Source organism: Allobosea sp. (assembly GCF_035944895.1).
In the GTDB taxonomy this organism is placed as follows: Bacteria; Pseudomonadota; Alphaproteobacteria; order Rhizobiales; family Beijerinckiaceae; genus Allobosea.
In genome coordinates this window covers 532,685-551,362 of the sequence record NZ_DASZAT010000010.1, presented here as the reverse complement: position 1 = coordinate 551,362, position 18,678 = coordinate 532,685, and the positions used below count along the sequence as shown (strand labels likewise).

Here is an 18,678-nt window from a genome sequence, read left to right as displayed (position 1 = left end):
CGTTCCGGCGATCAGCCGCGTGCCCGCAAGGAGGGTCTCACCACGATGACCTTCGGCCGCGTGAATTCCTCGACTGCATAGCGGACGCCTTCGCGCCCGAAGCCGGAGGTTCCGGTTCCGCCATAGGGCATGTGGTCGACGCGCCAGGTGCCGGGGCCGTTGATGATCACGCCGCCCGCCTCGATGCGGTCTGCCATGGCGAAGGCGGTGTCGATGTCGGCGGTGTAGATGCCGTGATGGATCGCACCCTCGACGGCATTGATCTCGGTGATCGCCTCCTCGACGCCGGCGACCGGCGCCACGGCAACCACCGGGCCGAAGGCCTCGCGCCGCATCACCGTCATCGCGCCGGTGGCGCCCGCCAGCACGGTCGGCGCCAGCGCCGCTTGTGCCAGGCTGCCGCCGCAGACCAGTTGCGCGCCCTTGGCCAGGGCATCCTCGATCAGCGCCATGACGCGGCCGGCGGCGGCCTCGTCGACCATCGGGCTGATCGCGGCCGCGCCGCCGGGCAGCATCGGCCGGACATGCTCGGCGAAGCGGCGGACGAATTCGTCATAGACCGGGCGCTCGACATAGATGCGCTGCACCGAGATGCAGGACTGTCCGGAGCGCACGAAGCCGGCCGCCGCGCATTCGCGGGCCGCGGCCTCGACATTGGCGTCGGCCGCGACGAAGACGGCTCCGACGCCGCCGAGCTCGAGATGGACGTGCTTGCGCGGCACGCGATCCTTGATCGTCCAGCCAAAGCCGCCGCCGGTGAAGCTGATCACCGGCAGGCGCGGGTCTTCGATCAGCGCCATCGTCCCGGCATCGTCGAGATCGAGGACTGCGACAGCCTCGCTGGGCCAGCCGGCGCGGACCGCGAGCTCGGCCAGGCGGATTGCCGCTTGTGGCACACGCGGCGACGGCTTCAGCAGGATCGGCGCGCCGGCGGCGATCGCGGGCGCGAGCTTGTGAGCGGAGATCAGCAGCGGCCCGTTATAGGCGGTGATGCCGAGGATCGGTCCGATCGGCTCGCGCCGGATATGCGCGACGGCGCCGCGGGCGCGCTCGACCGCGTCGACATTGAGCGTCTCCGAGGTGCCGACGCGGGCATAGGCTGCGGCGAGCTGGAAGACCTCCATGGCACGCTGCGTCTCGAGCTTCATGTCGGTGACGCCGAGATAGCCGCTCTCCTCGGCCAAGCTCCGCGCAATGCTCTCCAGCTCCGCGCCAAGTGCCGCTGCAACCTTGTCGAGAACAGCGGCCCGATCGAAGCTGCTGGTCGCGCGGACGGTTCCGGCGGCGGCGGCCAGCCCCGCGACGGCGCGCTCGACCATTGCCGCGTCGAGCGGAACCTTCTCGCCGGCGACGAAACCTGTCCGCGGGATATCGGTCATGACGCCACCTGCATCGGCGAAGGGGACATGCCGCTGGCCCGATGCCCGGTCCGGGCCGCGATGATCATCGCAGCGGCCTTTTCGGCGATCATCAATGTCGCTGCATTGGTGTTGGCAGAGGGGATATCGGGCATCACCGAGGCGTCTGCGATCCGCAGCCCGTCGATGCCGATCAGCCGCAATTGCGGATCGACGACGGCGAAGGGATCGCTCGCCGGCCCCATCCTGCAGGTGCCGGTGAAGTGGAACACCGTCGAGCCGCGCTGGCGGGCGAAGTCGAGCAGTTCGTCGTCGCTCTGCGCCTGCGGACCCGGCAGCTCCTCGCGCTCGACATAGCGCGCCATCTCCGGCGTGCCGAGGAAGGAGCGCGCCAGCCTGATCCCGGCGACCAGCACACGCCGGTCGTGCTCATGCTGGAGATAGTTCGGCTGAACCAGCGGCGCCTGCACCGGATCGGGCGTGCGCAGCCTGACATGGCCGCGACTCTCCGGGCGCTGTTGCCAGGCGCCGCAGGTGACGCCGGAGAAATCGTCGAGTACGCCGACCGAGCCCTCGCGATAGCTCGCCGGCGTGAAGGTGAACTGCAGGTCGCTGTCGTCGAGCAGTGGGTCCGACTTGGCGAAGACATAGGCGAGCGAGGGGTTGAGCGCGAGGATGCTCGGCCGCCTGGCCAGCCAGCGCAGCCCCTCCCAGAGCAGGCGCGGGCCGCGCACGCGGTCGTTGATCGTGTCGACGCCGCGGATGCGGGCGACGAGGCGGACGGCGAAGTGATCCTGCAGGTTCTCGCCGACGCCGGCCCTGGCATGGATCAGCGGCAGGCCGAGCTCGGCGAGCAGCGGGGCCGGGCCGATGCCAGAGAGCTGCAGCAGCCGGGGCGAATTGAGCGTGCCGCTGGACAATATGATCTCGCGCCGGGCGCAGATGCTGCGGGTGTGCGTCAGATTAGGGCCATGGGCGTAGACGAGCCCGCTCGCCCGGCCTTCGGATATGATGATCCGCAGCACGCGGGCATCGGTCCGGACCGTCAGGTTGGGCCGTGTCCGGATCGGCTTGAGGAAGGCGCGGGCGGAGCTGACGCGCCGGCCCCCGCGGATGAGGCGTTGGTAGAAGCCGACGCCCTCCTGCCGGCCGGCATTGTAGTCGGGGTTCCGCGGCAGGCCGAGGCCGGCGACCCCTGCGACGAAGGCGTCGCAGAGCGGATGGCGCCAGTCGATGTCGGTGACCGGGAGGGCTCCGTCCTGTCCCCGGCCGCTGGCACCGGAACGCGTCTCGCTGCGGTTGAAATAGGGCAGTACGTCGTCATAGGCCCAGCCGGTATTGCCCTTCTGCGCCCAGATGTCGAAATCGGCGCGCTGGCCGCGATTGTAGACATGGCCGTTGATCGAGCTCGACCCGCCCAGCGTCCGGCCGGTCCGCAGCGGGATGCTGCGGCCGCCGGTCCAGGCGGTCGCCTCGCTCGGGAAGGCCCAGGTCAGCTCCGGATTGGTCAGCGTCTTAATGAAGCCGGCGGGGATATGGATGTAGGGATTGCGGTCGGGCGGACCGGCCTCGAGGACGCAGACCGAATAGCGGCCATCCTCGCTGAGCCGGTTGGCGAGGATGCATCCCGCCGAGCCGGCCCCGACGATCACATAGTCGAAGCTCTCTTCCATGCCGGTGTCGCCGCCACTTCCTCGCCGCGGATACGGGTTCAGCCCGGCAGCTTCACGGCGGGGCATTCGCTGCGCGACAGCGGCTTGCTGACGTCCTCGGCTGGAACGGTGGCGAGGACCTTGTAGTAGTCCCACGGCCCCTTCGACTCCTCCGGCTTCTTCACCTCGAGCAGGAAGTAGTCCTGCATCACCTTGCCATCGGCGCGGATATGGCCGTTGCTGATCAGGGCGTCCTTGATCGGCGTCTCGCGCATCGCCGCGGAGACCTTGTCGGCATCGGTCGTCCCCGCCTTCTCGACGGCCTTGAGATAATGCGTCACGGCGCTGTAGAGCCCGGCATGGTACATGCCGGGCGCGCGGCCATTGTTGCGCTCCATGAAGCGCTTGCCCCAGGCGCGGGTGCTGTCGGTACGGTCCCAGTAGAAGGACTCGGTCACGACCGTGCCCTGCGCCGCCTTCAGGCCCAGCGCGTGGACGTCGCTGATGAACAGCACCAGCGCGGCGATCTTGGTGCCGGCGGCGGTGAGGCCGAATTCGCGCGCCTGGTTGATCGAGCGCACGGTGTCGCCGGTACCGTTCGCCAGGCCGACGACATTGGCGCCGGAGGATTGCGCCTGCAGCAGATGCGAGGCGAAGTCCTGGTTGTTGAGCGGGTGCTTGGCGCCGCCGGCGACGCTGCCGCCGGCGTCCTTGACCGCGGCCGAGGCATCACGCTCCAGCGCATGGCCGAAGGCGTAGTCGGCGGTGATGAAGAACCATTTGGTGCCGCCGGCCTTGACCAGGGCGCGCCCTGCGCTGGAGGCCATGGTGTAGGTGTCCATCGCCCATTGCGTGGCATAGGGCGAGCAGGCCTTGCCGGTGAAGTCCGAGGAAGCGCCGGCGGTGTTGAGGAAGACGCGCCGCTTCTCCTTGGTCAGTGCCTGGATGCCGAGGCCGATCGAGGATACCGGCACGTCGACGATGGCGCTGACGCCCTGATTGTCGAGCCATTCGCGCGCGATCGACAAGCCGACATCGGGCTTGGCCTGATGGTCGGCCGTGACCAGCTCGATCGGCTGGCCCAGCACCTTGCCGCCGAAATCCTCGACCGCCAGCCGGGCGGCCGCGATGGAGCCCGGCCCGGTGATGTCGGCGTAAACACCGCCCATGTCGCTGAGGACGCCGAGCTTGACCCGCTCCTGGGCGCTTGCAGCGCCGCCGGAGAGGCAGAGCGCCAGAGCGGCGAGACTGAGGGAGATGCGCATGGGACGGCCCTTCTCTTCGTTTCCCCGAACGTGCGGCGCTGCATGGCGTCGCGCTTTATGTCGGACAAATAAGGAAGGGTTGCGAATGGCTGTCAAGAGCTGGTGACAGCGCTCTTGTATTTTGTTCGACTTTTTATGCTGAAGCCCGGATCGCCGGTTGCGAGAACTGGTCTCGACCACCCCTGCGATAGGTTTCGCGGGCCGCAGACGGTCGCGAGGCGGCCGGCACGGCAGGGGGCTTGTGACAGCGGCGGAACGCGTCGGTCAGGGCAGCAGGATGGTCGGCCCGATCGTTCGGCGTGCCTCCAGCAGGGCATGTGCCCGGCTGGCCTCCGCGAGCGGCAGGCGCAGGGCGATCTCTGCCGTGAGGACGCCCTGGCCGAGCAGGGCGAAGACCTCGCCCGCCATTCGCTGCAGCCGAGCTGGGTCGCGCAGATAATGGAACACGATCGGCCGTGACAGTGCGTTCGAGCGGGCCGCGAGCTGCGAGACTTCGAAGGGCGGGACCGGCCCCGAGCTCTGGCCGAAATTCACCAGCTTGCCGAACCAGGCCAGGCTCGCCAGCGAGGCCTGGAAGCTGTCGCGGCCGACGGAATCATAGGCGACGGCGACGCCTTCGCCGCCTGTGATCTGCCGGACACGCTCGGGGAGATCGTCCATGGCGCCGGTGATCACATGCTGCGCACCGCAGGCACGCGCGACCGCCTCCTTGCTGGCATCGCCGACGGTGGCGATGACCGTCGCGCCGAGATGCCGTGCCCAGCGGCAAAGCAACTGGCCGACGCCGCCCGCCGCTGCGTGGACCAGGATGAAATCTCCTCGGCCGACCGCGTATTCATGGCGCAGCAGCATGCAGGCGGTGAGGCCCTTGAGGATCGTGGCGGCGGCGGCCTCGTCGCCGACCTCCGCCGGCAGCTTGAGTGCCAGCGCCGCTGGCAGATTGCGCCCGGCGGCATAGGCGCCATAGCTGCCGGTGACGTAGCAGACCCTGTCACCGACGGCGAAACCGTCGACACCGGCGCCGAGGCCTTCGACCACGCCGCTGGCCTCGATGCCGGGAATGCCGGGCAGGGGCAGCGTGCGGTAAAGGCCCGAGCGCACATAGACGTCGTGGAAATTGACGCCGACCGCGGTCTGCCGCAGCCGGAGCTCGCCCGGTCCCGGAGGGGACAGGGCGACCTGCCTGAGTTCGAGCCGATCCGGCCCGCCATGCTCGCTCAGAAGGATTGCCGCGGTCATTGCTCCCGATCCTTGCTTGTGCCCGGCGGATGCCTCAGCCCGCGATCTTCACGCCGGTGCGCTTGCCGATCTCGCGGAAGCGCGCATTCTCGGCCGCGACGATATCACGTGTGCTCTCGGGCGTGTTGACGCCGACCCATGGCTCCATGCCGGCCTTCAGGAAGCGCTCGCGCGTGACCTCTTGCTTCAATGAGGCTGCGCTCGCCCGGTTCAGCCGGCTGAGGACGTCGCGCGGCAGCCCCGCCGGACCATGGATGAGATAGTAGATGTTCAGCTCCATCTCCTTGAAGCCGAGCTCGTTGAAGGTCGGGATATCCGGGAAGAGCGGGAAGCGCTGCGGGCTGGTGACGGCCAGCGCTCGGAGGGCGCCGCCTTCCAGAAGGCCGGTGGCGGAGCCGAGCGAGGCGACGCCCCAAGCTGTCTCGCCGGTCGAGACGCTCAGCACCGCCGGCGCGCCGCCGCGATAGGGCACATGGCGCGACTGGTTGGAAGGGCCGACCAGGTGGCGCAGCAATTCGCAGCCGATATGCGGGATCGAGCCGGCGCCGGAGCTCGAATAATTGAGATCGGCCGATTTCGGCGTACGCAGCAGCTCGATCGCCTCGGCCACCGTCTTCGCCGGGAAATTGGGGCTGACGATAAACGCCATCGGCGCGGTGCAGACCGTCCCGACCCAGTCGAAATCCTTGAGCGGGTCGTATTTCGTGCCGGCCTCGTGCATGGCGGGCCAGATCGCGAAGGACGAGGATTCCGACAGCAGCAGGCTGTAGCCGTCAGGCTGCTGCCGGGTGAGCCAGGTTGCGGCGACGGTGCCGCTTGCGCCCGGCCGGTTCTCGACAACGAGGCGGTGGCCGGAAAGCTCAGGCGCCATGCCCTCGATCATCAGCCGCGCGGCGACGTCGGTCGAGCCGCCGGGCGGATAGCCATTGGCCATGATCGGCGAGCGGGTCGGGTAGCTCTGCGCCGCGGCTCCGCCGGCCAGCAAGGGCAGCGTCGACAGCCCCAGAAGGCATTCTCTGCGATTCATGGTCTTCCCTCCCTGCTGGTGCGGGGCTGTGCTCGCCCGCTTGGTTTCGTTGGAATCCGCTGAGGTCAGTCGGGCGCCGCCATGCGACGAAAGGTTTTCGGCAGACCCGCGCGGGCGATCCCGGCCGAGAAGCGCTCGTCAGGAAGCCAGCTTTCGAGCCGGCGGCGCAGCGCCAGGAGGGCCTCGATCTCGATGCCGGTGTCGAAGCCCATTGCCTCGAGCATGAAGGCGCAGTCCTCGGTGCCGATATTGCCGGTGGCGCCCGGGGCGAAAGGGCAGCCGCCGAGCCCGCCGAGCGAGGCGTCGAAACGGCGGACGCCGGCTTCGAGCGCGGCCGCGACATTGGCGAGGCCGAGGCCGCGGGTGTCATGGAAATGGGCGGCGAGCGGGATGGTGCCGACGGTACGGCACAATGCTTCGAACATATGGCGGACCTGGCGCGGGTCGCCATAGCCGACGGTGTCGGCCGCCATGATCTCGTCGGCGCCCTCGCAAGCGAGCGTCTCGGCGATCGCGACGACACGGGCTGCGGGGACCTCGCCCTGCAATGTGCAACCGAAGGCCGTGGCAATGCCGCAGCCGAGCACGACCTGACCGTCGAGGTTGCGGGAGCGGCGCTCTGCGACGATCAGCCCGAACTCCGCCAGCGCGGCGTCGGTGCTGCGACGGGCATTGGCGAGACTGTGCGCTTCGCTCGCCGAGACGACGTAGTTGACCTTGCGCAGGCCGGCATCGAAGGCGCGGATCGCACCCTTCAGGTTGACGACCAGGGCCGAGACCGTTGCACCTGCCAGCACCTTCGCGCCGGCGGCGACCTCGGCGGCATCGGCGAATTGCGGGATGACATGGGCCGGCACGAAGGAGGTAGCCTCGATCTCGCGCAGGCCGGCTGCTACGGCGGAGCGGGCGAAGTCGAGCTTCTGTGCGGTCGAGAGGACGGTCTTCGCCATCTGCAGGCCGTCGCGCAGGCCGACCTCGCGGATCAGGACGGGTTCCGCCATGGCGCTCACCGGCCCTCGAAGCGCGGTGGACGCTTTTCGTTGAAGGCGCTGATGCCTTCATGGCGGTCCTGCGTCGGGACCATCCTCGCATAGGCCTCGATCTCCAGGGCGAGCCCGTCGCGCAGCGACATCTGCAGCCCGCGATGGATGGAGAGCTTGGCCTGGCGCGTGGCGATCGGCGCATTGCGGGCGATCGCGGCGGCGGTCTCGCGGCTCTGCGGCAGCAGGTCCGATAGCGGGAGCACGCGGTTGACGAAGCCCCATTCCTCCGCCTGCGCCGCCGTGAAGGGCCGGCCGGTCAGGATCAGCTCCTTGGCCCGGCGTTCGCCGAGCGCGCGCGGCAGCGTCTGCGTGCCGCCGCCGCCGGGCATGATGCCGAGCGTCACCTCGCTCTGGGCGAAGCGGGCATGTTCCGCCGCATAGAGGAAGTCGCAGCACGCCGCGATCTCGCAGCCGCCGCCATAGGCCGCGCCGTTGACGGCGCCGACCAGCGGAACCGGGCAGTCGAGCAAGGCGCGCACCATGCGCTCGAACACGACATGCTGGCGCTGCCATTGCTCGTCGGTCATGCCGCGGCGCTCCTTCAGGTCGCCGCCGGCGCAGAAGGCCTTCTCGCCTTCTCCGGTCAGGATGATGCAGCGCAGGCCCTCCGGATCGAGCGCGATCGCCTCGAAGAGCGCGACGAGGTCGCGGCCCATCTGGGTATTGAGCGCATTCATCGCGGCGGGTCGGGCGAGAGTGACCTCCAGCACGTGCTCCTGCGTGCGGTCGATCCTCAGTGTCTCGAAGGCGTGTTGCGTCATCGGCATCGCTCCTGCTCCCGCATCAGGCCGCCTGCCGGCGCGCCGCGCTGCCGCGCAGGCGGGACAGCCAGCCGCCGACCTCGCCATGCCGGGCGAGCGACATCCCCTCGGTGAACAGCGCCTGCGCGTCCTCCCGGGCGAGTGCCGGCTGCGCGCGCTGCAGGCAGTCGAGCCATTTCGCTGCGAGCTGCGGGCCGGTGAGCGGGTCCTGGCGCGACCCCGGCGAGGCGGTGATCGTCCGCGACAAAGTGCGACCATCGTGCAGGCCGAGCGTCACGGTGACCGGCGCGCTGCCGAGATCGCTGCCCTTCTGCGCTGTTCCCGCCACCTCGACGACGGTTACATCGGCGAGCCGCGCCTGGATGTCCGGGCGCAGCACCGCCGGGTCGGTGAAGCTCGTCAGGTCGATGCGACCGTCGGCGAGGCTGGCGATAACGGCATAGGGCGCGCTGAAGAGGCCGTTGAGGCCACTCTTCGGGATGGGATGGATCAGCGGCTTGGTCCCGCCCGGCGGCATCTCGACCCGCATGGCTGCGACGTCGGCGAGGGCAACAGCGTGCTCGCGCCGCAGCGCCAGCGTCGCCTCGATCATCTTGTGCAGCATGTAGCAGCAGGGATAGCGCTTCTGCTCGAAACCGGGCTCGACGATGGCGAAGGGCGCTCCGAGCGTGAGCCCCACCGGCCAGAGATCGGTCTCGCCGCCGGAGAAGGCGTGCAGGAAGCCCTCGCGCTCGATCGGCTCGGCCGCGCCCTCGACACCCGCCGCGGCCAGCCGCGTAGCGCGCAGGCCGTTCGCCGCGGCGATGCCGACATGCAGCGACTTCACCATCGAGCCGAAGTTCTTGCGCAGGCCGGACGACAGGCTGGCCGCGATCGCGAGGGCGTGGCGGGTGCGGCCTTCATCGAGCTTCATCAGCCTGGCGCAGGCCGCCGCCGCGCCGACCGCGCCGAGGGTGGCGGTGGCATGGAAGCCCAGCGCGTAATGACGGAAGCCCATGGCCTGGCCGAGCCGGATCAGCACTTCCGTCCCGATCGCGAAGGCTTCGAGCAGGTCGCGCCCGCTCGTCTCACCGCGGGGCGCCACCGCCAGCAGGGCCGAGAGCACCGGCGCGCTCGGATGGCAGACGGTCAGCATGCTGACATCGTCGTAATCCAGCACATGGCTCGCCATGCCGAACAGCATTGCGGCATCGTCGGCGCGATAGCTCGCCTCGGTCCAGAAGGAGGGCACGGCGCCGCCGCGTGCATCGGGCTCCAGTGCTCTTTGCAGGGCGGCCGGGCCCGGCTCGACAGCGCCGGCAATGGTCACGGCCAGCGTATCGAGCACGACCGAAACCGATTGGGCGATCGCGGTTTCGTCGACCGTGGCGGAGGTGACGAAGCGGACGAGGTCCTGTGTCGCCGATGCGGCGGCCTGTTTGCCGGGTTGAAGCGTCATCGCGGTCCTCCGGGCGGTTGCGGTCAGTAGGAGCGGGGCATGCCGAGCGCGTGCTGGGCGATCTGCGCCAGGATCAGGTTGTTGGAGATCGGCGCCGTGCGGAACAGGCGCGCCTCCTTCCACTTGCGCTCGACATGGTATTCGCAGGCGACGCCATAGCCGCCGAAGGTGGTCATGCAGGCCTCGGCCGCTTCCCAGCTCGCTTCGGTGGCGAGGTATTTCGCCATGTTGGTCTCGGTGCCGCAGGGCTTGCCCTGGTCGAACAATGCGGCCGCCCGGTTGCGCATCAGCTCTGCCGCCTGGACGTTCATGTGCGCTTTGGCGATCGGGAACTGGATGCCCTGGTTCTGGCCGATCGGCCGGTCGAAGACGCGCCGTTCGCCGGCATAGCGCGAGGCCTGCTCGACGAACCACTTGCCGTCGCCGAGTGACTCACTGCAGACCAGCAGGCGTTCGGAGTTGAGGGAATCCACGAGGTAGTGGAAGCCCTTGCCTTCCTCGCCGATGCGGTCCTCCTCATCGACCTCGAGATCGTCGATGAAGACCTCGTTGGTGTGGTGGTTCATCATCGTGCGGATCGGCCGGCCCTTGAGCGAGGCGCCGGCCTTGGCGATGTCGACGAGGAAGAGGCTGAGCCCGTCGGTCTTCTTTTCGACCTCCTCGATCGGCGTCGTGCGCGCGATCAGCAGATACATGTGCGACTGGAAGTAGCGGGAGGTCCAGATCTTCTGGCCGTTGATGACGTAGCCGCCTGGCACCTTCCGCGCGAAGGTCTTGATCTTCAGCGTGTTCGAGCCGGCATCCGGCTCGGTCACGCCGAAGGCCTGCAGCCGGAGAGTGCCATCGGCGATCTTCGGCAGGTACTTCCGCTTCTGGGCCTCGCTGCCGTGATTGAGCAGCGAGGCCATCGTGTACATCTGGGCGTGGCAGGCGGCGCCGTTACCGCCGGAGCGGTTGATCTCCTCGAGGATGAGGCAGGCCTCCATGACGCCGAGCCCGGAGCCGCCATAGGCTTCCGGGATCAGTGCCGCGAGCCAGCCGGCCTCGGTCATGGCCTGGACAAAGGCTTCCGGGTAGGCGCCCTGCTCGTCACAGGTCAGCCAGTAGTCCGGGCCGTATTCGGTGCAGAGCCTGCGAACCGCCTCGCGGATCTCCTGCTGTGTCTGCGTGTAGTCGAAGTCCATCTCTCGCCTCGTCCCGGCCTGTGCCTCAGCCGATGGTTCCGGCAGCGCGCAATTGCGCGAGCCGCTGCGTTCCGATGCCGAATTCGGCCAGCACCGCGGCCGTGTCGCCGCCCAGCTCTGGGGGAGGGCGGGGCGGCCCGTTGCGCGCCCCGTCGAGCTTGAGCGGCAGCGCCACGACGCGATGCTCCGGCACGCCGTCGACCGGCATGGGCGCGATCATCCCCGATGCCAGCACCTGCTCGTTCGCGAGCATCTGCGCGACGTCGTGCATCTCGCTGCAGGGCGCTCCGGCCCGGCGCAGCCGCGCGACGATCTCGCCGGCCTTGAGCCGGGAGGTCAGCGCCGTGAGGGCGGCGCGCAAAGCTTCGCGATTGGCGACGCGTAGCGGGTTCGTCGCAAAGCGCGGATCGTCGGCGAGGGCGGCATCGCCCAGCCCCTCGCAGACGCGGCGGAACAGGCCGTCATTGCCGGCGGCGATGAAGACCTGCCCGTCTTCGGCATGGAACAGCTCATAGGGCGCCGTCATCGCCATGGCCGATCCCATCTTGCGGGGCAGCGCGCCGGTGGCGAGATAGCTCGCGACGAACACGGTCATCCAGTTGACGCCGGTGTCGAGCAGGCTGGCCTCGACCACCGTTCCGACGCCCGTCCTGGCGCGCTGGACGATGCCTGCGAAGATGCCGAGCGCCGCCCACATCCCCGTCCCGATATCGATCAGCGAGACGCCGACACGCACGGGATCGTCGCCTTCGCTGCCGGTCACGCTCATCACGCCGGTGAAGGCCTGCATCAGCGGGTCGTAGCCGGGCAGACGGCTCAGCGGTCCGTTCTGGCCGAAGGCGCTGATCGCGCAATAGATCAGGCGCGGATTGAGGCCCGTCAGCTCCGCTGCGCCGAAGCCCCGCGCCTCGGCGCTGCCGGGCTTCATCGAATGGATGAAGATGTCGGCACCCGCGGCGAGCTCGCGCAGCAGGCTGATGCCGCCGGGCGTGTCGAGATCGATGCAGACGCTGCGCTTGTTGCGGTTCAGCGAGAGGAAGGTCGAAGACTGGCCGCCAATTTCTGGCGGGCGCCAGTCGCGCGTGTCGTCGCCGCGGCCCGGGCGCTCGACCTTGATGACCTCGGCACCGAAATCGCCGAGCACCTGGGTGCAGAAGGGCCCGGCCACGTTCTGCGTGAGGTCGACGACCTTCAGGCCGGCCAGGACGGATTCGATCATGACGCTCCCTGTCGCATCGCTGCCCCGCAGGGCCGCCTCATCGGTCGAGGTCTATTTGTTCGACGAATATGACGGGAGGCGATCGAGATCAAGTGTCACGCTTCATTATTGTCGAATGATATGATCCGGAGCTTGCGCGGCCTGCTGCGATGCCCGGTCCGGGCGCGAAAAACCGGCGTAAAGCCGCAATATGTCCGGTGTCGGCGCTTGCCATTCCGCTGGTCCGATGCCTAGCATCGCCGCTCCGGCGGCTAATCATTCGGCACTATGGACAAGCAGCAGTCAGGCTCACGGCATGCCGCGCTCGCGGCCGAATTGTCCGAGGAGATCGCGCGGGGGCTCTATCCGCTCGGGGCGCGTTTCCCGAGCGAGCAGGAGCTGCAGGAGCGCTTCGACGTCGGCCGCCACACCATCCGCGAGGCGATGAAGGTCCTGACCGAGCAGGGATTGCTGGGCCGCCGCCGCAAGACCGGCACGGTCGTGCTCTCGCACAAGCCGGTGTCGCATTACGTGCACAGCATGCGCGACATCCGCAGCCTGTTCGATTTCGCGCAGAGCACGACGCTCGCGATCGATTATGAGGGCTTCGTCACCGGTTCGGACGAGTTCTCGGAGCTTCCCGACAAGCGCTGGTTCCGGGTCGCCGGCCTGCGTTCCACCCGCAGCGACGGCGCCCCGCTGTGCTGGTCCGAGGTCGCGGTGCCGGAGCGCTTCACGCCGGATCGCGACCAGGTCCAGCGCGGCGACCGGGCGATCTACGAGATCGTGCTCGAGCAGTTCGGCCTGCGCCTCGACCATGTCGAGCAGGCGATCACCGCGACGAACCTCTCACCGAAGCTCGCCGCGGTGCTGAAGGCGCAGCCGCACAGCGCTGCACTGGTGGTCAAGCGCCGCTATGTCGCGCATCCGAACACGATCTTCGAGATCTCGCACAACATCTACCCGGCCGAGCGCTTCTCGATGCACAGCATCATCCGCCAGCGGGCCTGACAGCGCTGCGTTCAGCAAGTCGCTCAGCGTCCACCGAGGATGATGTTCAGCACTGCCAGCGCCGAGACGACGACGAGGGCGACGCCCAGCGCCGCCAGCTGGACCCAGCGCCGATGCTCGGCCGCTCCAGCCGGCGACAGCTGCACGGCCATCTCGATCTTGCCCGGCGAGGCCATGAGCAGGAAGGCCGCCGCGACGTTGTGGATCGCCATGAACCAGAGCACGTCGACGCCGAGCGAGCGCGCGATCTCGGCCTGGGTGGTCGCAAACATCGCATTCGCGCCGGCGTTGGAGCCGGTGACGAAGCCGCCGACCGCGCCGACGAACGGGGCAGCGGCGAGGTAGGCCGTGCCGGCTCCCGCCAGGGTCCGGGCCAGGTGCGCCGCCATGCCCGACACCGCCATCAGGATGCCGAGCAGGATGAACAGGCCCGTGACTGGCGCAACCTCGCGCCAGGACGCCCAGGCCTTGCGCAAGGACTGAGGCGCAGGCCGGCCGCGCGCGAACCAGGCTGCGGCGATGAACAGCCAGAGCGCAGGCGAGCCGAGATAGCGCCAGTTCTCCGAGAGACCGCTCGTGCGCACGGCCCAGCCGGCGATCAGCACGCCGCCGAGCAGAATGGCGTAGCTCCACAGTGCCCGGTTCCCGACGGCTTCGAGCTGCACGGTGCCGCCGCGCCGATGCCCGGCGAGGACATGCAGGACAATCATGACGAGCGCGCCGATGGCGCCAGCGGGCGCCGTTCCGAACAGGAGGTTGGCGGCCGCGATCGCGAGCGTCAGCGCGACGCCGGATAGCGCCCCCTGCAGGACAGCCTTGCCGCGCTCCTTTGGCGAGGCCGCGAGCCAGGCGGCGGTAACCCCGGTCACTACGAAGGGGATGATGCTGATCGCCGCGGATGCGACGCCCAGATCATGAAAGGAGAGCCCGGACATGGTCGCCGCGATCAGCGTTCCCGGCCCCATCGAGCCCCATGGCACGGCGCACAGGCCGAGCAGGCCGATCACCGCCACCTTGCGCGCTGGCAGGCCGAAATGCGCCAGCAAGGGTATACCGATGGTCACGCCGATGCCGAAGCCGGTCAGCGACTCAGCGAAGGGGGTGACGCCGTGCACGACCAGCAGGATGGCGCCGACGCCCTGGCCGGCGCGTCCGCGGATCCAGCTCGCCAGCGCAGCCTGCCCACCGGCCTGCCGCAGAACCTCCGACAGCAGCAGCCCGCCTGCGACGATCAGCAGGACTTCCATCAGGATGGGGGTCCAGCGCAAGGTGGTGGGCAGGATGCTGTCCGGCGAGAGCGGAAAGGCGAGCAGGATAGCGAGCGCGGCAGTGCCCACGCCCAGAAGGGCGGCGTGGAGCGAGCGCGCTCCGAAGGCGAGAGCTAGAACGGTGGACAGCGCCGGCAGCGCGCTGAGGAAGGTGGACATGGGGCAATCTCAATTTGCAGATAAGAAATTATTTTTGCTAATATGCAAATTGTCAAGCGCGGAGGCGTAGCGTGGAGGCAGAGTCGCAGGACCAGGATGTCCGGTTCGGCAATGCGGTGCGCACGCGCCGCACGCAGCTCGGCGTGACGCTTGACCAGCTCGCCGGGACGAGTGGCGTTTCGGCGGCAGCGCTGTCGCGGGTCGAGCGCGGGCTGCTCAGCCCGACATTGCGCAACGCGATCGCCATCGCGCGGGGGCTCGGCCTGGAGCTGGCGGAGCTGGTGGAGCGAGACAACGCCGAGATCACCCGTGCGGGCGAGAATCTGCGCTTCTATGATGAGGCGACAGGGATCGAGCGGCTGGCGCTGGCGCGGCCCAGCCCGGATGTCGAGCTTCTGTCTTACGGTGTTCCGCCGGGGGCGACCTCGAGCCGCTTCGCTGCACACAAGCCTGGAACCCGCGAGATCTTCCATATCCTCGCCGGCCGTCTCGAGATCCACGCCGGGCAGGAAACGATCACGCTGGAAGCCGGCGACACCGCGACGGTGCTGGTCGATACCGAGCATTGGTTCAGGAATGTCGGCGACCTGCCGGCGCGCATCCTCCTCACGGTTCTCGGTCCCTGACGGCACGGCTCGGCGAAGCTGGCGCCCTGAGCCTGATGGTGCGAGTTTCCCCGGCGAGGCCGCCCTTCAGAGGTCCTGAACCGTCTCGAAGAAACTGCGCACGAGCGGCAGGCGCTGGCGTTCCGCCCGGCAGACGACGTATTCGCCGACATCGAACTCGGCGCCGGTGATGACGATGCGCTTCAGGCCGGCTTCCGGCCTGAACTCGGAGGCGAAGACCACGCCGATGCCGAAGCCGAAGGCGACGGCCTCGCGGACGGCCTCGCGCGACTGCACTTCCAGCAGGTTCGCCGGCTTGATCCCGGCGACCGACAGCCGGTTCTCGAAGACCTCCCGGGTGATCGAGCCGCGCTCGCGCAGGACGATGTCCTGGCCGGCAAAGGCCTCGATCGGCAAGTGCTCGTGCCTTGCCAGCTCATGCTGGTCCGAGACGAAGGCGACGAGATCGTCCGAGCGCAGCTTGATGCTGTAGATGCGCGGGTCGGAATTGGCGCGTGCGGTGATCGCAACATCGGCGGCGAAGTCCATGATCTGGTCGACGACCTCCGAGGAGTTGCCGATCGTCAGCGAGAAGGTCAGGCCCGGATAGCGCTCGCGCATGCGGGCGAGGGTGGCCATGACATGGGTGGCGCTGTCGGCCGCGATCCGCAGATGTCCCCGCTGCAGCGTGCGGCTGCCGGCGAGCAGGGACTGGGCTTCGTCCTCGGCCGCGAACAGCCTGGCCGTGATGACGAACAGGCTCTGCCCCAGCGGGGTCAGCTTCACCTGCCTGCCGGCGCGATCGAACAGCCTGACGCCATAGGCGTCCTCCAGCCCGCGGACCTGGGCGGAGAGGGTCGGCTGGCTGACATTGCGCGTCCTGGCGGCGCCGGTGAAGCTCTGCGCCTCGGCCACGGCATGGAAGGCGGAGAGCCCAGAATAGCTGATGGCCATGCCATAGATCCTATCTATGGATGATATGGAAACGATGTATTGGACCTATGTCAACCGCGATCCTAGCGTCGAGATCACCCGCCGCAACGACATCGCGAGACCATCATGGCCCAGGCCCGTCGCCCTGCCTCCTCCGAAACCGGTGATCCTCTTCTGCTGACGCCCGGTCCGCTGACGACGAGCAAGGCCATCAAGGAAGCGATGGTGCACGACTGGGGCTCTCGCGACGCCACGTTCGTCGGGATCAACAAGGCGGTTCTCGAGGAATTGCCGAAGGTCATCCATGGCGGCGAGGACTTCGTCACCGTGCCGATGCAGGGTTCGGGCACCTTCGCCGTCGAGGCGATGCTGACGACCTTCGTGCCGCGCGACGGCAAGATCCTGGTACTGATCAACGGCGCCTATGGCCAGCGCGCCAAGCGCATCGTGGAGATCGCTGGGCGCGCCGTCGTCGTCCACGAGACCGCCGAGGACACGCCGCCCGATCTCGCCGAGGTCGATCGCATGCTGGTGGCGGACGCCGGCATCACTCACGTCTTCACCGTCCATTGCGAGACCACCAGCGGCATCCGCAACCCGGTCGAGGCGGTCGCCGCGTTGGTCAAGCGCCATGGCCGCCGGCTGCTGATCGACTCGATGAGCGCCTTCGGCGCCCTGCCGCTCGACAGCCGCGAGGTCTATTTCGACGCGGTCGCGGCCTCCTCGAACAAGTGCATCCAGGGCGTTCCCGGCCTCGGCTTCGTCATTGCCCGCAAGAGCGCGCTGGCCGAGACCAAGGGCAACGCCACCACGCTGGTGCTCGACCTCCATGACCAGAACGCCGGCTTCGAGCGCACCGGTCAGTACCGCTTCACCCCACCGATCCACGTCATCGTCGCCTTCCATGCGGCGCTGCAGGAGTTCTGGGCCGAGGGCGGCGTCGCCGGGCGCGGCGAACGCTATGCCGACAATGCCCGCATCCTGATCGAGGGCATGCAGGAGCTCGGCTTCCGCACGCTGCTGCCGCCGGCCCGGCAGGCGCCGATCATCGTCACCTTCCACATGCCGCAGGACAAGAACTTCGTGTTCCAGAGCTTCTACGACGCGCTGAAGGACGCCGGCTACGTCATCTATCCCGGCAAGCTCACAGTCGCCGACAGCTTCCGGATCGGCTGCATCGGCGCGCTCGGCGCGCAGGACATGCGCAATTTCGTCGCCACCGTGTCGTCGGTCCTCGACGAGATGGGCGTCGGCCTGAAGTCGGCCGCCTGAGGAGCACATCATGACGGTCCATACGAAAATCGACGGCGCGGTCATCGCCAATGGCCGCGGCTATGCCCGCCCGGCTCGTCCGACGGTGGTGATCTGCATGGACGGCTCGGAGCCGGCCTATATCGAGGCGGCCAGCGCCAAGGGGCTGACCCCGAACCTCGACCGGATCATGAAGGCGGGGGCGAGCACCTACGCCTATTCGGTGATCCCGAGCTTCACCAACCCGAACAACCTCTCGATCATCACGGGCCGGCCGCCGGCGGTTCACGGTATCGCCGGCAACTTCTTCTACGACCGCGAGGCCAGGGAAGAGGTGATGATGAACGATGCGCGCTTCCTGCGCGCCCCGACCATCCTCGCCGAGTTCCAGAAGGCCGGCCTCAAGGTCGCGATGGTCACCGCCAAGGACAAGCTCAGGACCCTGCTCGGCAAAGGCCTCGATTTCGGGTCGGGCACCGCGATCGCCTTCTCCTCGGAGAAGGCCGACAAGGCCAACAAGGCGGAGAACGGCATCGAGAAGGTGCTGGATTTCGTTGGGATGCCGGTGCCGTCGGTCTATTCGGCCGATCTTTCGGAGTTCGTCTTCGCTGCCGGCGTCAAGCTGCTCGAGAGCTTCAAGCCGGACCTGATGTACCTCTCGACCACCGACTATGTGCAGCACAAGGCCGCGCCGGGCTCGGAGATGGCCGACAGCTTCTATGCGATGTTCGACGGCTATGTCGGCAAGCTCGATGCGCTCGGCTGCACGCTCGTCATCACCGCCGATCACGGCATGAACGACAAGCACCTCGCCAATGGCGAGCCGGATGTCGTCTATCTGCAGAGCCTGATGGACGAGTGGTACGGCAAGGGCACGATGCGGGTGATCCTGCCGATCACCGACCCCTATGTCGTCCACCATGGTGCGCTCGGCTCCTTCGCCACGGTCTACCTGCCCGAGGGGGCCAGCCAGGAAGAGGTCGCTGCCCGCATCTCCGGCCTCGACGGCATCGCCCTGGCAGTGACGGCGGCCGAGGCCTGCGAGCGCTTCGAACTGCCGGCCGACCGGATCGGTGACGTCGTCGCGATCTCGACCCGGCAGAAGGTGATCGGCACCTCGCCCAATAGGCACGACCTCTCCGGCCTGACCGAGCCGCTGCGCTCGCATGGCGGCATCACCGAGCAGCGCGTGCCGATGATCGCCAACCGGCCGATCGCCGTCCCGGACGGGCGTATCCTGCGTAATTTCGACGTCTTCGACGTCGCCCTGAACCTGGTGCACTGAC

At 68.3% G+C, this 18,678-nt stretch carries 16 protein-coding genes; 4 read left to right on the top strand and 12 right to left on the bottom strand.

The window, feature by feature from the left end; genetic code table 11:
- Positions 1-11 precede the first annotated feature (11 nt).
- The 10 genes from VGV58_RS18285 to VGV58_RS18240 form a co-directional block, all read right to left on the bottom strand.
- Entirely contained in the window at positions 12-1,379 is a 1,368-nt protein-coding gene (locus VGV58_RS18285) for an aldehyde dehydrogenase family protein (protein WP_326875455.1), read from the bottom strand.
- Positions 1,376-3,031 carry a GMC family oxidoreductase gene (locus VGV58_RS18280; RefSeq protein ID WP_465247886.1) on the bottom strand — a complete coding sequence of 552 codons (1,656 nt, stop codon included), beginning with the start codon at positions 3,029-3,031 and terminating at the stop codon, positions 1,376-1,378. Before VGV58_RS18280 ends, VGV58_RS18285 begins: the two co-directional genes overlap by 4 nt.
- A gap of 38 nt (positions 3,032-3,069) precedes the next feature.
- Positions 3,070-4,275: an ABC transporter substrate-binding protein gene (locus tag VGV58_RS18275; protein ID WP_326875453.1), complete on the bottom strand. Its 1,206-nt coding sequence runs from the start codon at positions 4,273-4,275 to the stop codon at positions 3,070-3,072.
- Between the two features lie 264 nt (positions 4,276-4,539).
- Positions 4,540-5,514, bottom strand: a complete 975-nt coding sequence (locus VGV58_RS18270; protein ID WP_326875452.1) for a quinone oxidoreductase family protein — start codon at positions 5,512-5,514, stop codon at positions 4,540-4,542.
- 34 nt (positions 5,515-5,548) lie between these two features.
- The gene (locus VGV58_RS18265) at positions 5,549-6,541 is read right to left on the bottom strand and encodes a Bug family tripartite tricarboxylate transporter substrate binding protein (protein WP_326875451.1); all 993 of its coding nucleotides are present in this window, start codon (positions 6,539-6,541) and stop codon (positions 5,549-5,551) included.
- A 65-nt stretch (positions 6,542-6,606) separates the two neighbouring features.
- Complete coding sequence (locus tag VGV58_RS18260) at positions 6,607-7,542, bottom strand: hydroxymethylglutaryl-CoA lyase (RefSeq protein ID WP_326875450.1); 936 nt, start codon at positions 7,540-7,542, stop codon at positions 6,607-6,609.
- 5 nt (positions 7,543-7,547) lie between these two features.
- Positions 7,548-8,345: an enoyl-CoA hydratase/isomerase family protein gene (locus VGV58_RS18255; RefSeq protein WP_326875449.1), complete on the bottom strand. Its 798-nt coding sequence runs from the start codon at positions 8,343-8,345 to the stop codon at positions 7,548-7,550.
- Between the two features lie 22 nt (positions 8,346-8,367).
- Positions 8,368-9,783 (bottom strand): MmgE/PrpD family protein, encoded by a 1,416-nt coding sequence (locus tag VGV58_RS18250; protein WP_326875448.1) that lies wholly within the window; start codon positions 9,781-9,783, stop codon positions 8,368-8,370.
- Between the two features lie 23 nt (positions 9,784-9,806).
- Positions 9,807-10,967 (bottom strand): acyl-CoA dehydrogenase family protein, encoded by a 1,161-nt coding sequence (locus tag VGV58_RS18245; protein ID WP_326875447.1) that lies wholly within the window; start codon positions 10,965-10,967, stop codon positions 9,807-9,809.
- A 25-nt stretch (positions 10,968-10,992) separates the two neighbouring features.
- Entirely contained in the window at positions 10,993-12,186 is a 1,194-nt protein-coding gene (locus tag VGV58_RS18240; RefSeq protein ID WP_326875446.1) for a CaiB/BaiF CoA transferase family protein, read from the bottom strand.
- Positions 12,187-12,453: 267 nt separating this feature from the next.
- On the opposite strand from VGV58_RS18240, the gene VGV58_RS18235 reads away from it, so the two are divergent.
- The gene (locus tag VGV58_RS18235) at positions 12,454-13,176 is read left to right on the top strand and encodes a GntR family transcriptional regulator (protein ID WP_326875445.1); all 723 of its coding nucleotides are present in this window, start codon (positions 12,454-12,456) and stop codon (positions 13,174-13,176) included.
- Between the two features lie 23 nt (positions 13,177-13,199).
- Here the strand turns inward: VGV58_RS18235 and VGV58_RS18230 are convergent, their stop codons facing one another.
- Positions 13,200-14,603, bottom strand: a complete 1,404-nt coding sequence (locus VGV58_RS18230) for an L-lactate permease (RefSeq protein WP_326875444.1) — start codon at positions 14,601-14,603, stop codon at positions 13,200-13,202.
- Positions 14,604-14,674: 71 nt separating this feature from the next.
- On the opposite strand from VGV58_RS18230, the gene VGV58_RS18225 reads away from it, so the two are divergent.
- A complete protein-coding gene (locus tag VGV58_RS18225; protein ID WP_326875443.1) occupies positions 14,675-15,229 on the top strand; it encodes a helix-turn-helix domain-containing protein in 555 nt (184 codons plus the stop codon).
- A gap of 66 nt (positions 15,230-15,295) precedes the next feature.
- On the opposite strand, the gene VGV58_RS18220 is transcribed toward VGV58_RS18225, so the two are convergent.
- Positions 15,296-16,162, bottom strand: a complete 867-nt coding sequence (locus tag VGV58_RS18220) for a LysR substrate-binding domain-containing protein (RefSeq protein WP_326875442.1) — start codon at positions 16,160-16,162, stop codon at positions 15,296-15,298.
- A 105-nt stretch (positions 16,163-16,267) separates the two neighbouring features.
- Between VGV58_RS18220 and VGV58_RS18215 the strand changes: the two genes are divergently transcribed.
- Positions 16,268-17,413: a 2-aminoethylphosphonate--pyruvate transaminase gene (locus tag VGV58_RS18215; protein ID WP_326875441.1), complete on the top strand. Its 1,146-nt coding sequence runs from the start codon at positions 16,268-16,270 to the stop codon at positions 17,411-17,413.
- A 10-nt stretch (positions 17,414-17,423) separates the two neighbouring features.
- Positions 17,424-18,677, top strand: a complete 1,254-nt coding sequence (phnA, locus tag VGV58_RS18210) for a phosphonoacetate hydrolase (RefSeq protein WP_326875440.1) — start codon at positions 17,424-17,426, stop codon at positions 18,675-18,677.
- Position 18,678: the final 1 nt, after the last annotated feature.

Excerpts from the sequence above, each read along its gene's own strand:
- VGV58_RS18245 (WP_326875447.1), bottom strand. The coding sequence starts at position 10,967 with ATGGACTTCGACTACACGCAGACACAGCAGGAGATCCGCGAGGCGGTT.
- VGV58_RS18250 (WP_326875448.1), bottom strand. The coding sequence starts at position 9,783 with ATGACGCTTCAACCCGGCAAACAGGCCGCCGCATCGGCGACACAGGAC.
- VGV58_RS18265 (WP_326875451.1), bottom strand. The coding sequence starts at position 6,541 with ATGAATCGCAGAGAATGCCTTCTGGGGCTGTCGACGCTGCCCTTGCTG.
- VGV58_RS18220 (WP_326875442.1), bottom strand. The coding sequence starts at position 16,162 with ATGGCCATCAGCTATTCTGGGCTCTCCGCCTTCCATGCCGTGGCCGAG.
- VGV58_RS18275 (WP_326875453.1), bottom strand. The coding sequence starts at position 4,275 with ATGCGCATCTCCCTCAGTCTCGCCGCTCTGGCGCTCTGCCTCTCCGGC.
- phnA (WP_326875440.1), top strand. The coding sequence starts at position 17,424 with ATGACGGTCCATACGAAAATCGACGGCGCGGTCATCGCCAATGGCCGC.
- VGV58_RS18285 (WP_326875455.1), bottom strand. The coding sequence starts at position 1,379 with ATGACCGATATCCCGCGGACAGGTTTCGTCGCCGGCGAGAAGGTTCCG.
- VGV58_RS18235 (WP_326875445.1), top strand. The coding sequence starts at position 12,454 with ATGGACAAGCAGCAGTCAGGCTCACGGCATGCCGCGCTCGCGGCCGAA.
- VGV58_RS18230 (WP_326875444.1), bottom strand. The coding sequence starts at position 14,603 with ATGTCCACCTTCCTCAGCGCGCTGCCGGCGCTGTCCACCGTTCTAGCT.
- VGV58_RS18255 (WP_326875449.1), bottom strand. The coding sequence starts at position 8,345 with ATGACGCAACACGCCTTCGAGACACTGAGGATCGACCGCACGCAGGAG.
- VGV58_RS18260 (WP_326875450.1), bottom strand. The coding sequence starts at position 7,542 with ATGGCGGAACCCGTCCTGATCCGCGAGGTCGGCCTGCGCGACGGCCTG.
- VGV58_RS18215 (WP_326875441.1), top strand. The coding sequence starts at position 16,268 with ATGGCCCAGGCCCGTCGCCCTGCCTCCTCCGAAACCGGTGATCCTCTT.
- VGV58_RS18280 (WP_465247886.1), bottom strand. The coding sequence starts at position 3,031 with ATGGAAGAGAGCTTCGACTATGTGATCGTCGGGGCCGGCTCGGCGGGA.
- VGV58_RS18270 (WP_326875452.1), bottom strand. The coding sequence starts at position 5,514 with ATGACCGCGGCAATCCTTCTGAGCGAGCATGGCGGGCCGGATCGGCTC.
- VGV58_RS18240 (WP_326875446.1), bottom strand. The coding sequence starts at position 12,186 with ATGATCGAATCCGTCCTGGCCGGCCTGAAGGTCGTCGACCTCACGCAG.